Source organism: Yoonia sp. JB2-21 (assembly GCF_055693545.1).
In genome coordinates this window covers 445,502-457,804 of the sequence record NZ_JBVFUC010000001.1, presented here as the reverse complement: position 1 = coordinate 457,804, position 12,303 = coordinate 445,502, and the positions used below count along the sequence as shown (strand labels likewise).

11 protein-coding genes and 1 tRNA gene are annotated in these 12,303 nt (G+C 56.9%); 10 read left to right on the top strand and 2 right to left on the bottom strand.

Features of this window, described 5'->3' with window-relative positions; all coding sequences use genetic code 11:
• Positions 1–45 precede the first annotated feature (45 nt).
• Positions 46–663 (top strand): TetR/AcrR family transcriptional regulator, encoded by a 618-nt coding sequence (locus tag ACZ1G5_RS02305; RefSeq protein WP_472731323.1) that lies wholly within the window; start codon positions 46–48, stop codon positions 661–663.
• Between the two features lie 71 nt (positions 664–734).
• On the opposite strand, the gene ACZ1G5_RS02300 is transcribed toward ACZ1G5_RS02305, so the two are convergent.
• Positions 735–824: transfer RNA gene (locus tag ACZ1G5_RS02300), tRNA-Ser, on the bottom strand.
• Positions 825–1,064: 240 nt separating this feature from the next.
• Here ACZ1G5_RS02300 and ACZ1G5_RS02295 point away from each other — a divergent pair.
• The 7 genes from ACZ1G5_RS02295 to ACZ1G5_RS02265 are packed head-to-tail and all read left to right on the top strand — an operon-like array spanning position 1,065 to position 7,549.
• Complete coding sequence (locus tag ACZ1G5_RS02295) at positions 1,065–2,093, top strand: SPOR domain-containing protein (RefSeq protein WP_472731322.1); 1,029 nt, start codon at positions 1,065–1,067, stop codon at positions 2,091–2,093.
• 25 nt (positions 2,094–2,118) lie between these two features.
• Entirely contained in the window at positions 2,119–3,300 is a 1,182-nt protein-coding gene (locus ACZ1G5_RS02290) for a D-alanyl-D-alanine carboxypeptidase family protein (protein ID WP_472731321.1), read from the top strand.
• The gene (tmk, locus tag ACZ1G5_RS02285; protein WP_472731320.1) at positions 3,297–3,905 is read left to right on the top strand and encodes a dTMP kinase; all 609 of its coding nucleotides are present in this window, start codon (positions 3,297–3,299) and stop codon (positions 3,903–3,905) included. The genes ACZ1G5_RS02290 and tmk overlap by 4 nt, the downstream gene beginning before the upstream one ends.
• On the top strand, positions 3,902–5,008 hold the full coding sequence (locus ACZ1G5_RS02280; RefSeq protein ID WP_472731319.1) for a DNA polymerase III subunit delta': 1,107 nt from the start codon (positions 3,902–3,904) through the stop codon (positions 5,006–5,008). The genes tmk and ACZ1G5_RS02280 overlap by 4 nt, the downstream gene beginning before the upstream one ends.
• 10 nt (positions 5,009–5,018) lie before the next feature.
• Positions 5,019–5,807 (top strand): TatD family hydrolase, encoded by a 789-nt coding sequence (locus ACZ1G5_RS02275; RefSeq protein WP_472731318.1) that lies wholly within the window; start codon positions 5,019–5,021, stop codon positions 5,805–5,807.
• Positions 5,804–6,607: an MBL fold metallo-hydrolase gene (locus ACZ1G5_RS02270; RefSeq protein ID WP_472731317.1), complete on the top strand. Its 804-nt coding sequence runs from the start codon at positions 5,804–5,806 to the stop codon at positions 6,605–6,607. The genes ACZ1G5_RS02275 and ACZ1G5_RS02270 overlap by 4 nt, the downstream gene beginning before the upstream one ends.
• A gap of 12 nt (positions 6,608–6,619) precedes the next feature.
• Positions 6,620–7,549 (top strand): AEC family transporter, encoded by a 930-nt coding sequence (locus ACZ1G5_RS02265; RefSeq protein WP_472731316.1) that lies wholly within the window; start codon positions 6,620–6,622, stop codon positions 7,547–7,549.
• Here the strand turns inward: ACZ1G5_RS02265 and ACZ1G5_RS02260 are convergent.
• Positions 7,546–7,833: a DUF1330 domain-containing protein gene (locus tag ACZ1G5_RS02260; RefSeq protein ID WP_472734256.1), complete on the bottom strand. Its 288-nt coding sequence runs from the start codon at positions 7,831–7,833 to the stop codon at positions 7,546–7,548. The two genes, ACZ1G5_RS02265 and ACZ1G5_RS02260, sit on opposite strands and share 4 nt — an antisense overlap.
• A 126-nt stretch (positions 7,834–7,959) precedes the next feature.
• On the opposite strand from ACZ1G5_RS02260, the gene ACZ1G5_RS02255 reads away from it, so the two are divergent.
• Both ACZ1G5_RS02255 and ACZ1G5_RS02250 read left to right on the top strand, forming a co-directional pair.
• A complete protein-coding gene (locus tag ACZ1G5_RS02255) occupies positions 7,960–9,060 on the top strand; it encodes an efflux RND transporter periplasmic adaptor subunit (RefSeq protein WP_472731315.1) in 1,101 nt (366 codons plus the stop codon).
• Positions 9,060–12,224 carry an efflux RND transporter permease subunit gene (locus ACZ1G5_RS02250; RefSeq protein WP_472731314.1) on the top strand — a complete coding sequence of 1,055 codons (3,165 nt, stop codon included), beginning with the start codon at positions 9,060–9,062 and terminating at the stop codon, positions 12,222–12,224. The genes ACZ1G5_RS02255 and ACZ1G5_RS02250 overlap by 1 nt, the downstream gene beginning before the upstream one ends.
• Positions 12,225–12,303 lie beyond the last annotated feature (79 nt).

The window sequence follows — 12,303 nt, the reverse complement described above, 5'->3', positions numbered from 1 at the left end:
ACTCTTACTTTGACAAGTGGTACGGGTCATGAAAAAGATTGGATCATGAAAACAGGCAGAATTCCGCAAAAGCGCAGCTCGTATCATCATGGTGATTTGCGCACACAATTGATCGAAGCGACGCGAGAGCTGGTCGAAGAAAAAGGACCGGACAATTTTTCGGTATCCGAAGCCTGTCGGCGTGCCGGTGTGTCTACCGCCGCACCTTACAAGCACTTCAAGGACAAGACCGAGATGCTGCGCGAGGTCGCTGCGGCTGGAATGATCCGTCAATCTGAACAGATGATGGCAGAGATTGCCCCCCTGTCCGAAGGGTCACGAGCCCGCATTGTGGCTTTGGGCCGTGTCTATGTGCGTTTCGCAAGGGCAGAGCCGGGAGTGTTTCGCCTTATGTTTACGTGGGAAGGTGAGACCGAGGAGGATCAGCAGCTCGAAGCTCTGGGTGATGCGAAGTTCGCGGTGGTTCAAATGGAGGTCGCCAAATGCCACGGACGTGCGGAGATCGCCGATGAGGATCGCAAAAAAGCCTTTATGCTTTGGAGCTTCGTGCACGGGCTTTCTTTTCTGAGCATTGATGGGAAACTCTCAGACGGAAAAATGCCCGTTGATCTTGAGGCGTTGCTGGAAGAAATCGCTCAGCGGATTGTTCCAGAAGCCGTGTAAGACATCATTGCGATGGGGAGGTTGTCGTTTGCTGTCAGGGAAAATGCTTCAGTCGCGCTGAGACTGAATGCTGGCGGAGGAGGTGGGATTCGAACCCACGGTAGACTTTCACCTACGTCGGTTTTCAAGACCGGTGCATTCAACCACTCTGCCACTCCTCCGACACAGCCCTGTTAGCGGGTCATTTGTGATCTCGAAAAGCAGGTTCACGCTTTGGGGAAATCCGCCGACAAATTGCCCAAGACTCTTTCAAAACACCTGAACCGGCGCTATCGTTGCCTTCAAAGTGTGCTGAGCAGCATTAAATGCGGCCGAAAACGGCTGAAGTCCCCGATATCAGGGGCGCAACGAAGGGGCATAAGATGACGGGCAAAGTGTTTTTAAGCGCGAAACGGTGGCCAATGTCACTCGTACTACTGGGTGCGATGGGTTTGACCGCATGTGATGAGAATGGTGAATTTTCGTTACCAACATCCGACGGTGTTGAAGCTCAGGCGCCCGTGCCCGCCAACGCACCCAACCAGCGCGTCCAGGGCGGCGACATCGAGCGGCCAGATATTTTTGAGGTGACAGACCGTGGCCTTTGGGACGGACGTCCGTCACTGGGTGGTGTCTGGGTCGCGCATCCTGATGTTCAGGACCCAGACCGCGTCGTCATCCGCAATACAGAGAATGGCAGATCAATCGTCGGTGCCTTGTTTCGTCGCGAACGCGAGAACCCGGGACCTTTGTTGCAGATTTCATCTGACGCCGCTGAAGAGTTGGGTATCCTTGCCGGATCCCCGACCGAGTTGAATGTTGTGGTTCTGCGCCGGGAAGAGACGGTGATTGAGGCTGATGTTGCCGACCCTGCGAACCCTGTCGTTGCAAGTTTGGAAGCACCCGTCAGCGTCGAGGCCGAGGCGCTTGCACCTGCTGAGACGTCGGATGCTGATGGCGCGGCGACCGCTGCCGCAGCTGCCGTGGTGCTGCCACCCGCACTGGAAGCGGCTACCGCGGCTGTTGAGGACGCTGCCGCTGCGACCGCGTCAGCAGCACAGACAGCAACCGAAACTGCGCAAACTGCGTTGACGGATGATACCGCAGCTGCAGACGCAGCCGATGCTGTTGATGTTTCTGCGGTTCTTGCCGCACCTGCACCAGCTGTGGTCGAGGCAGCACCCGAGCCCGAACCCGAGTTCGAGCCCGAGCCATTGCCGCAAGGCTCTACCGCACAGATTGGCGTCTTTAGCGTTGAGGCGAATGCCGGTAGTGCGGCGCAGTCCATCATCGCTTCGGGCATTCAGGCAGCAGTTTTGCCAGAAGAGCTTGGCGGTCGCACTGTCTGGCGGGTCATTGCCGGTCCACTGGCGGATACCGGTGACATCAGGCGGCTCAAAGAGATGGGTTTTGTCGATGCTTTCGTGACAGAAGATGAAGACGACCAATAGCGGATCAAGAAAGGACACCCTCAAGATGCGCATAGGATGGTTACGCCGCTTCGCACTCATCGTTTCATTTGTGACGGCTCCTGTGTCGCTCTTTGCTTTTGAGACGAGCGCGCAGGCGGCTTACATTTTTGATCAGACAACCGGCACCGTACTGCTGTCAAAAAATGCACAGGACCCGTTGCCACCAGCGTCGATGTCCAAGTTGATGACAATCTACATGGCGTTTGAGGCTGTCGCCGATGGACGGCTTGCCATCGATGAAGAGCTGGCTGTTTCGACGCATGCCGCTGGCTATGGCGGATCATCGATGTTCTTGGACACAACCGATCGCGTCTCGGTCGAAGATCTGCTGCGCGGTGTAATCGTCTTGTCGGGCAACGATGCCAGCGCTGTTTTGGCCGAAGCACTCTCGCCTGATGGAACAGAAGCAGGCTTTGCCCGTATGATGACCGATCGGGCGCGTCAGATGGGTATGATGAATTCCACCTTTGTCAATTCAAACGGTTGGCCGGTTGCAGGGCACCGGATGTCGATGGAAGACCTTGGGATATTGGCAAACCGCCTGATCACAGACTTCCCGACCTATTATCCCTTATTTGCGGAAACCGAATTTCCTTTTGATGGCCGGGTTCCGTCCAACTCGCGTAACCGCAATCCTGTTTTGTCGATGGGCATTGGCGCTGATGGACTGAAGACCGGGCATACGCAAGAAGCAGGCTATGGTCTGGTCGGCTCTGCCAAGCAGGGCGATCGTCGTGTGATCTTTGTCATTACCGGGCTTGAGACACGCGAGCAACGCGCCGAGGAATCGACAAAAATTATCAACTGGGCGTTCCGGCAGTTTGCCGAAAAAGAGGTGGCAGAGGCGGGTACGCGTATTGCGTCGGCTGATGTATGGATGGGTGAATTGCCAACGGTTGGCTTGACGGTGGCAGAAGACTTTTCATTGCTGGTGCCAATATTGAACCAAGGCGAGATTGAAGCGGATGTTGTCTATGATGGTCCGATCGAAGCGCCGATCACTGCCGGCCAACAGTTAGGCGAGTTGGTCATCGCACTCGACGACCTGCCCGAGAAACGTATTCCTTTGGTTGCTGAAGTCGACGTGGCGCGCGGCGGCTTTGCGACGCGGATGCGCACCGCGGCCCTGGTACTTTGGCATAAGTATGGACCTGGCGGGAGTGAAGAGGTTGCCGAAGAGGCATGACTGAACCCCGATTTATTACGTTCGAAGGCATTGACGGGTCTGGAAAGTCTACGCAATCACGCCGCTTTGCAGATCACCTGCGCGCCCAAGGCAAAGATATTGTTTTGACCCGCGAACCCGGCGGCAGCCCGGGGGCTGAGGAAATCCGGCAGCTGGTCTTGACCGGTGACCCGGACCGGTGGTCGCCCGAAACCGAAATTCTGCTTTTTACGGCGTCTCGCCGGGATCATCTGGAAAAAACGATTGAACCGGCCTTGGCTGCAGGCAAGACCGTGATCTCGGATCGGTTTGCCGATAGCACGCGCGTCTATCAGGGGGCGACCCGTGGTGATCTATGCGGTATCGTCGACAGTTTGCATTCTTTGATGATCGGCCGCGAGCCTGATCTGACTTTCATTATTGATATGGACCCGGCAACAGCACTAAAGCGGGGCTTGGCGCGTCAGTCGGGCGAAGACCGGTTCGAAGAATTCGGACTGGGGTTTCAGGAAACCTTGCGTCATGGATTTCTTGCGCTTGCAAAAGCCAACCCTGACCGCTGTGTGCTGATTGACGGTAATCGCACCGCTGATCAAATCGCCAGCGAGATTGCAGCCCACGGATGAGTGACGACGATATCCCAGAGCCGGATCGTATTGTTGGCGCTCCCCATCCCCGTCAGACACCAAAGTTATTCGGGCAGTCAAAGGCCGAGGCTGATTTTCTGGATGCCTTTGGGGCAGGGCGCCTGCACTCTGGGTGGCTGATCACGGGGCCACGCGGTGTTGGCAAGGCAACGTTGGCATGGAAGATTGCGACATTCCTTCTTGCCGATCCAAGTGCTGGATTGTTAGGGGAGCCAACCTTTGCCGTTGACCCTGAGCATCCGGATGCGCGGCTGATCCAGGCGGGTGCGCATCCACGTCTGTCTTTGATCCGCCGCCCTTGGGATGAGAAAACAAAAAAGCTGAAGTCAGAGATTACGGTCGATGCAGTGCGTAGTCTCAAGACCTTTTTTCAGATGTCGGCAGCAGATGGCGGGCACCGGGTCGTCATCGTGGATGCCGCAGATGAACTGAACCGCAACGCAGCAAATGCGATCCTCAAGGAGTTGGAAGAACCTCCCGCAAATTGTACCATCCTGCTGATCGCGCATCAGCCCTCGCGGTTGTTGCCCACAATCCGTTCCCGATGTCGTGAGTTGCGGTGCGCACGTTTGGGCGCAGATGATCTTCAACGCGCGCTGGAACAGGCCGGTCACGCGTCAGAACAATCCGAAAGCTTGGCGGCCTTGGCCGGTGGGTCTGCGGGGGACGCAATCCGCTTATTGAACCATGATGGGTTGGCGCTGTATGCGCAACTGATCAAGACATTTGACCAGCTGCCGCACGTCGATCGTCCCAACGCGTTGGGGATTGCTGATCGCTGCGTTGGACGCGCGGCAGAGGTGCATTTTGGCATGACGCTTGATCTGATTGATCTGTTTTTGTCACGTGTTGCACGTGCGGGACTGATGGGTGAGCCTTCTGCACAAGGTGCACCCGGAGAGGCGCGGCTCTTGGCCAGACTTGCGCCAGATGATCGCGCGGCGCGGCGTTGGGCGCAGCTCCAGCAAGAATTAACCGATCGGTCCCGCCATGGGCGCGCTGTGAACCTTGACCCTGCGGCATTGATCCTTGATATGATTTTCAAGATAGAAGAGACGGCACAAGGGACTGCCGTAGCCTGAAAGCCGCGTCATGACCCCAGCGACCATCGTCGACAGCCATTGCCACCTTGATTTTCCCGACTTTGACGCAGAGCGTGATGACGTCATTGCGCGTGCCGTCGCGGCGGGTGTCACACGGATGGTGACAATCTGCACAAAGCTGCGCCTTGAGCCGCAGGTTCGCGCCATCGCAGACGCATATGCGCCTGTGTTCTATGCCGCTGGGACCCATCCAATGAGTGCCTCAGAAGAGCCCCTTGCGACACTTGACGAATTGCTTGCCCTTGCAGCCCACCCCAAATTTGTTGGTATCGGTGAAACTGGTCTGGACTATCATTATATGTCTGAAAGTGCCGAAATACAGCAGCAGTCCCTGCGCATTCATATCGCCGCGGCACGCCAGACCAAGTTGCCACTGATCATTCATGCGCGTGCGGCCGACGATGACATGGCGCATATTTTGCGCGAAGAATTTGATCAGGGTGCATTCACTTGCGTGATGCATTGCTTTTCGAGCAGTGCCGCGCTGGCAACAGCAGCCCTTGATATGGGGTTCTACTTGTCGATGTCGGGCATTGCAGCCTTTCCCAAGAGCCAAGACCTCCGCGATATCTTTGCGACAGCACCTGTTGATCGGATTTTGGTAGAGACGGACAGTCCCTATCTGGCACCGCCGCCGTTTCGTGGGAAACGAAACGAACCCTCCTACACCGCACACACGGCCAAAGTCGGGGCGGAAATTTTCGGATTGAGCTATGAGGATTTCGCCAAGAAAACGACAGAAAATTTTGACAGACTGTTTTGGAAAGCGCGGCTATGACAGACCAGATCAGCTTTCGAATTTTGGGATGTGGGTCGTCGGGCGGAGTTCCGCGTCTTGGTGGGCTGTGGGGGGCATGTGACCCTCAGAACCCAAAAAATGTGCGTACCCGATGCTCGCTTTTGGTGACGCGCACATGCGGTGAGCAAATCACGCGGATCTTGATCGATACATCCCCCGATATGCGGGCACAACTTCTGGCGGCTGATGTCGGTACGCTGGATGCCGTCGTCTACACGCATGGGCACGCGGACCATGTTCACGGGATTGATGATCTGCGGATGGTCGTCTTCAACATGCGCGCGCGGTTGCAGGTTTGGGCAGATGGCGACACGACCAATGATTTGTTGGGCCGGTTTGGCTATGCATTTGTTCAGCCCAAGGGATCAGCCTATCCACCAATTTGCGATTTGAACGCCATTGATGGCGACATCACGATCAGCGGCGCAGGTGGTGACATTGTTTTGCGCCCCTTTGAGGTCGAACATGGTGGTATCGATGCGCTTGGGTTCCGCATTGGCGACGTGGCTTATCTCCCTGATGTTTCTGCAATCCCGGAAGATGTCTGGCCCAATTTGATGGGATTAGAGTGTTGGATCGTTGACGCATTGCGCCGTGACCCGCATCCGACCCATTCACATTTGAGTAACACGCTTGCATGGATCGAACGTGCCAGCCCAAAACGGGCCATCCTGACGAATATGCACAATGATTTGGACTATGCCGTGGTCGCGGCAGAGACCCCAGAGCACGTCCACCCGGCCTATGACGGCATGACGTTGACGGTTGACGTCACATAAAAGGAAGCCACGATGGCAGCTTTAATTGACGTCATCTTACCGGTCTTCTTTGTGATCGGGTTCGGCTATGTTGCTGTCTGGAAAGGCTATTTCAGCGATAGTGGCGTTGATGGGCTGATGAAATTCACCCAAGGCTTTGCCATTCCGTGTCTGTTGTTTCGTGCGATTTCGACCCTTGATCTAGAGCAGAATTTCGATCTCGCGCTGATGGGGAGCTACTATATCGCCGCCTTTGCCTGTTTTGTCGCGGGCCTTGTGGGTGCGCGGTACATTTTTGCACGTGACTGGGAAGATAGCGTCGCCATCGGCTTTTGTTGTTTATTTGCAAATTCGCTTTTGTTGGGTTTGCCAATAACCGAACGCGCCTATGGCGTTGCAGCGCTTGAGGCCAATTATGCGATTATCGCGATCCATTCGCCATTTTGCTATGCGGTTGGCATTACGGCGATGGAAATTGTGCGCAATCGCGGCGGCAGTATCGCGACGCTTCCCGGCAAAGTCCTGAATGCGATGTTCCATAATGCTCTGATCGTCGGGATCACTCTGGGTTTTGTCGTCAATCTGGGTGGTATTCGATTGCCTCTGGTGCTGACCGATGCGATTGATCTGATGGTGCGCGCTGCTTTGCCTGCGGCATTGTTTGGATTGGGCGGGGTGCTCTATCGCTATCGTCCCGAGGGGGACATGCGCACCATCCTGTTCGTCGTCGCGATCTCACTGATCTTGCAGCCCATGCTGGTCTGGGGTTTGGCACGGATGAATGGTCTGTCGGATGCCGCACTGCGCTCGGCCATCCTGACCGCCGCAATGGCGCCGGGGATCAATGCATATGTCTTTGCCAATATGTATGGTAAGGCGCGCCGCGTCGCGGCCTCATCCGTGTTGATGGCAACAGGTTTGTCGATACTGTCGGTGTGGGTGTGGCTTGCGCTGCTGCCCTAAACGCCCTCGACCAAAACGATCATGCTGGTCGCATTCTCGCGCCTGATGCGGGCGACCTCCTGATATTCTGGATCGCTGTAGAGCGCCTTTGCCTGCGCAAAATCGTCGAACTCAAAAACAACGTGGCGCGCAAACTGTGGGCCCTCTGGCTGTTCCGAGGTGCCGCCGCGCACCAACGGTCTGCCTCCATAAGCCTCGATGATGGGCGTATCGCGCACCACATACTCCTGATAGGCTTCCGGGTTGTTCACAGTGATATGGCCGATGATGTAGCCTTTGGGCATTTCTGGCGCTCCTTTGTTGGGCAGTTTGCGCATGGTCAGTCCTTGACAGCGGAATGGCAAGCATTTGGTTTTGTTGACTTCGGTGCAGGTAAGCTACCTTAGCGAGGGGCCAGGACGGAGCCGACAATGCGCACTTTCGTACATTCTATGATCTTTGTGATGCTGGCCACTTCGTCCCTGCAGGCACAAGGACGTCCAGCGGCCGTCGGCGTTCAACCGGTTGAAATGCAAGCGTTGGCCGAGACCGTTCCAGTATTTGCCGAGGTGACGACAGCGCGAGATGGCAATGTGGCGGGACGTGTGGCTGGCAACGTCGAGGTCGTGGCGGTTCTGGCCGGCATGCGCGTTGAAGCGGGTGATCTGCTTGTTGAATTGAACGATGATTTGCTGACTATTCAGGTGGCCCAATCACAGGCGCAACTGGCCGAAGCGAACGCCGCGATAGAGACGGCGCGTGCGCGCGTTGATCGGGCGCGCGTCGCACTAGAGCGGGTCGAAGCGTTGCGTGGCGGGACGTCGTTTAGTCAGGGCAGATTTGATGATGCACAGGCCGATTTCCTTGAAGCGGAAGCGCAGTTTGTCGAAGCGCAAGCGCGTCAGAAAAGTGCCGAAGCGCGTATTGCCGAAACAAATTATCAGCTTGATCGCAGCGAAATCCTTGCCCCGTTTTCTGGGGTTGTCTTGGAGGTAAACACAATTCCAGGCGCATTCATTCAGGCCGGGACACCTGTCGTTCGTCTGTTGGATACCGATGCATTTGAGGTCCAGGCCAATGTGCCGTCGCGTTACACGGCTTTTCTACAGCCAGGCCAGATTGTTGAGGCAAGCACAGAAACAGGGGCTGAACTCACGCTCGAACTCCGCGCGATCCTTCCAGTCGAGGATCCGTCAACACGCACACGTGCTGTCCTTTTCGCCGCGCCAGACTTGTCTGCTGTCACCAGTGCGGCAGTGGGCCAGTCATTGACCGTCGAAATCCCGGTCGGCGAAGCACGCGACGTCCTGTCGGTGCCAAAAGATGCTCTGGTACAGGGGCGCGGTGGCTGGACCGTCTTTGTAGCTGCCGACGATCAGGCGCAGCCACGCCCGATCACTTTGGGCGTTCCTTTGGGCGACCGCTACGAGGTTCTCAGCGGTTTAGCACCCGGCGATCTGGTGGTGGTACGTGGGAATGAGCGTCTCCGGCCTGGTCAGGCCATTGCCGCCAACCTAATCGAGACGAACTGATGGACTTTATTCGCTATTCCATAGAGCGTCCCGTTGCAGTAATTGCCGCTGTGCTCATGGCTGTGCTGTTTGGCGCGCTTGCCCTGACACAGATACCAATCCAGTTGGCGCCTGACGTCCGCAAACCGATTGTTGTGATCGAAACCAGCTGGCCCGGTGCGGCCCCGTCTGAGATCGAGCGCGAGATCGTCAATCCGCAAGAAGAGACGTTGCGCGGTCTCGACGGCCTGGAGATCATGACATCACGATCGCGGACTGGTCAGGCCGAGGTCACGCTTGAGTTTGCGATTGGTACGGATATGAGCCAGTCACTCATGCTGGTCTCCAACCGACTTGACCGGGTTGGTGGCTATCCTGCCGAAGCGAATGAGCCAACGCTCAACACGTCTGGGGCGGACGACAGCCCCATTGCGTGGGTGCTGATCACAGCGCAGGATGGAAACATACAACCGATCCCGACTTACGGCGATTTCCTCGAAGACATCGTGAAAGACCGTGTGGAACGGATTGCCGGTGTGGCGGCCGTCAACGTCTTCGGTGGCGTGACCCGTGAATTGCAGGTGGTTGTCGACCCCCGGCGTCTTTCACGTTTTGGCCTGACTGTACCAGAGGTGGTGCAACGGCTGCGGGCCGAGAATATCTCAATCTCAGCAGGGGATGTTGACGAAGGCAAACGGCGCTACGTTGTCCGCACAGAGAGCAGCCTTAATACCGAAGAGGCGATCCGCAATGTTGTTCTGCGCTCTGATGCGGCGCGCGGCGGGACGGGACGCGTCCGCGTTGGTGACGTGGCGGATGTTACCTTTGCATTCAAAGAACCGACCGCGCGTTTGCGGTTCAAGGGCGAGCCGGGGCTGGCGTTCAACGTCGTGCGGGAATCCGGGGCCAATGTCATCACGGTGATGGAGGAACTGCGGCTTGTCTTGGCGGAATTGCAAGCCGGGCCCGTCGCTGATCAAGGGCTGATCATGGATCAAGTCTATGACGAAACGGTCTATATCGAAGGCGCGATCGACCTCGTCACGCAGAACATCTACATCGGCGGGGCACTTGCAGCGCTGATCTTGATGCTGTTCCTGCGGTCGCCAAGGGCGGTGGTCATCGTGTCGCTGTCAATCCCGGTCTCCATCGTCGCCACCTTCGTGGTGATGGCTGCAACCGGGCGCACGCTGAACGTGATTTCACTTGCAGGCATCGCCTTTGCCGTCGGCATGATCGTGGATGCGGCGATTGTTGTGCTGGAGAACATATATCGCCTGCGTGAAAAGGGTTATTCCCGACGTGAGGCGGCCTATCTGGGTGCAAAACAGGTCTGGGGCGCGATCCTTGTTTCGGCGCTGACGACTGTGCTGGTCTTTGTCCCGATCCTGATCACGCAGCTTGAGGCTGGGCAATTGTTCCGTGACATCGCCGTTGCAATCTCTGTGTCCGTACTTTTGTCACTGGTGGTTGCGGTGACCGTGATCCCGGCACTGGCGAGCCGTCTGCTGCGGCGCGACGATCAAAAGGCGATAGGTATCTGGGGGCTTGATCATCTGGCGCGTGGGTTTCGTGCGATGGTGATGGCGTATGTGCGCATGACCGTGCGGTTCAGGACCATTGGAGTTTTGATGGTGGCCCTGATCGCGGGTGGTGCAGCAGTGGCAAGCTGGACGTTTCTGCCAAGGCTCGAATATCTGCCCGAAGGCAACCGCAACCTTGTGTTTGGCCTGATCATTCCGCCGCCCGGCTATAATCTTGAAACCACCGAAACGATTGCGCAGCGGATTGAGCGTGTTGCCGAGCCGCTTTGGGAGGCCGCACCGGAGACACAGACCGACGATGGCACCCCGACAATCGAGAGCTTTTTCTTCGTTGCAACGCCGGGGAACTCATTCGTTGGGGCAGGGGCCGTAGACAGCCAGCGCGCTGGCGAACTGATCCCCGTACTGAGCCGGCCAATATTTGCAGAGCCCGGAACCTTTGGCTTTATGACGCAACCATCACTGTTTGGCCGAGGTGTGGGTGGCGGTCGTACGATTGAGCTGAACGTATCTGGGCAAAATCTGGCGGATATCCTCGGTGTTGCAGGTCGTGCAGCGGGTATCGTCTCTGGCTTGTTGCCGCGTTCCGAAGGGCACCAGTTCCGTCCTATTCCGGGGCTTGAGCTTGGCGCGCCAGAGGTGCGGCTGATCCCAGACAGGTTGCGCCTTGCTGACGCTGGTTTGGACAGTTCAGCGCTGGCTGCGACTGTTGATGCTTTCAACGATGGCTTGCGTGTGGCCGAGATTACGGTCGGCGCGGAACGGGTCGATCTGGTGCTGAAAGGTGACCCTGCGACGAACCAGGCCGCCCGCACGCAGGACGTCGGAAACTACCCGGTTGTCACCCCAAACGGACAGATCGTTCCTGTTTCAGCGCTTGCAGATGTCGTGCTGACCGCCGGGCCGACAGAAATCCGGCATCGCGAAAGGTTGCGAACGGTTACCCTTGAAGTGCGCCCCGCCGATACGCTTCCGTTGGAACAGGCCGTGGAGCTGTTGGAACAAAAGGTCGTCGCCGTGCTGCAAGAAGAGGGCATTCCTAGTGATATCAGGCTGAGCGTTTCGGGCACGGCAGACCAGTTGAGCCAGACATGGTCCGCTATTCAGATTAACCTGATCGTGGCGCTGATCATCGTCTTTCTGGTGATGGCAATCCTGTTTGAAAGCTTCGTACTCCCGCTGGTCATTTTGATCGCTGTTCCTGTTGCGGCAGCCGGCGGGGTTGGGGGCTTGGCCGTGCTGAACCTCTACCAGACCCAACCGATGGATATGCTGACACTGCTGGGCTTTGTGATCCTGGTGGGGATCGTGGTGAACAATGCGATCCTGATTGTACACCAAGCATTGCACCACCTCAGAGAAGAGGGGATGGATCCGGTCGCCGCAATCGAAGAGGCAACGCGCAACCGTATTCGACCCATCTTCATGTCCACGCTAACCAGCGTCATGGGCATGCTGCCATTGGTGGTGTTTCCGGGCGAAGGGTCTGAACTTTATCGCGGTCTGGGTGCCGTGGTCGTGGGCGGGCTATCAATGTCGGCGTTCCTGACACTTTTGACTGTGCCACCATTACTACGGCTTGTTTTGCGCAAGCCGGAACCGCTTGAAGAAACGTTGGGGGCCGTTGCCCCGGCCGAGTAGGCAAAGCTACGCAATCCGGTCGTGCGCTGAACCGCAAACCTTGAATGGATTCAAAATCATGTGACCAGTTAAGAATCGT

Excerpts from the sequence above, each read along its gene's own strand:
- ACZ1G5_RS02290 (WP_472731321.1), top strand. The coding sequence starts at position 2,119 with ATGCGCATAGGATGGTTACGCCGCTTCGCACTCATCGTTTCATTTGTG.
- ACZ1G5_RS02305 (WP_472731323.1), top strand. The coding sequence starts at position 46 with ATGAAAACAGGCAGAATTCCGCAAAAGCGCAGCTCGTATCATCATGGT.
- ACZ1G5_RS02295 (WP_472731322.1), top strand. The coding sequence starts at position 1,065 with ATGTCACTCGTACTACTGGGTGCGATGGGTTTGACCGCATGTGATGAG.
- ACZ1G5_RS02250 (WP_472731314.1), top strand. The coding sequence starts at position 9,060 with ATGGACTTTATTCGCTATTCCATAGAGCGTCCCGTTGCAGTAATTGCC.
- ACZ1G5_RS02265 (WP_472731316.1), top strand. The coding sequence starts at position 6,620 with ATGGCAGCTTTAATTGACGTCATCTTACCGGTCTTCTTTGTGATCGGG.
- ACZ1G5_RS02260 (WP_472734256.1), bottom strand. The coding sequence starts at position 7,833 with ATGCCCAAAGGCTACATCATCGGCCATATCACTGTGAACAACCCGGAA.
- tmk (WP_472731320.1), top strand. The coding sequence starts at position 3,297 with ATGACTGAACCCCGATTTATTACGTTCGAAGGCATTGACGGGTCTGGA.
- ACZ1G5_RS02270 (WP_472731317.1), top strand. The coding sequence starts at position 5,804 with ATGACAGACCAGATCAGCTTTCGAATTTTGGGATGTGGGTCGTCGGGC.
- ACZ1G5_RS02280 (WP_472731319.1), top strand. The coding sequence starts at position 3,902 with ATGAGTGACGACGATATCCCAGAGCCGGATCGTATTGTTGGCGCTCCC.
- ACZ1G5_RS02275 (WP_472731318.1), top strand. The coding sequence starts at position 5,019 with ATGACCCCAGCGACCATCGTCGACAGCCATTGCCACCTTGATTTTCCC.
- ACZ1G5_RS02255 (WP_472731315.1), top strand. The coding sequence starts at position 7,960 with ATGCGCACTTTCGTACATTCTATGATCTTTGTGATGCTGGCCACTTCG.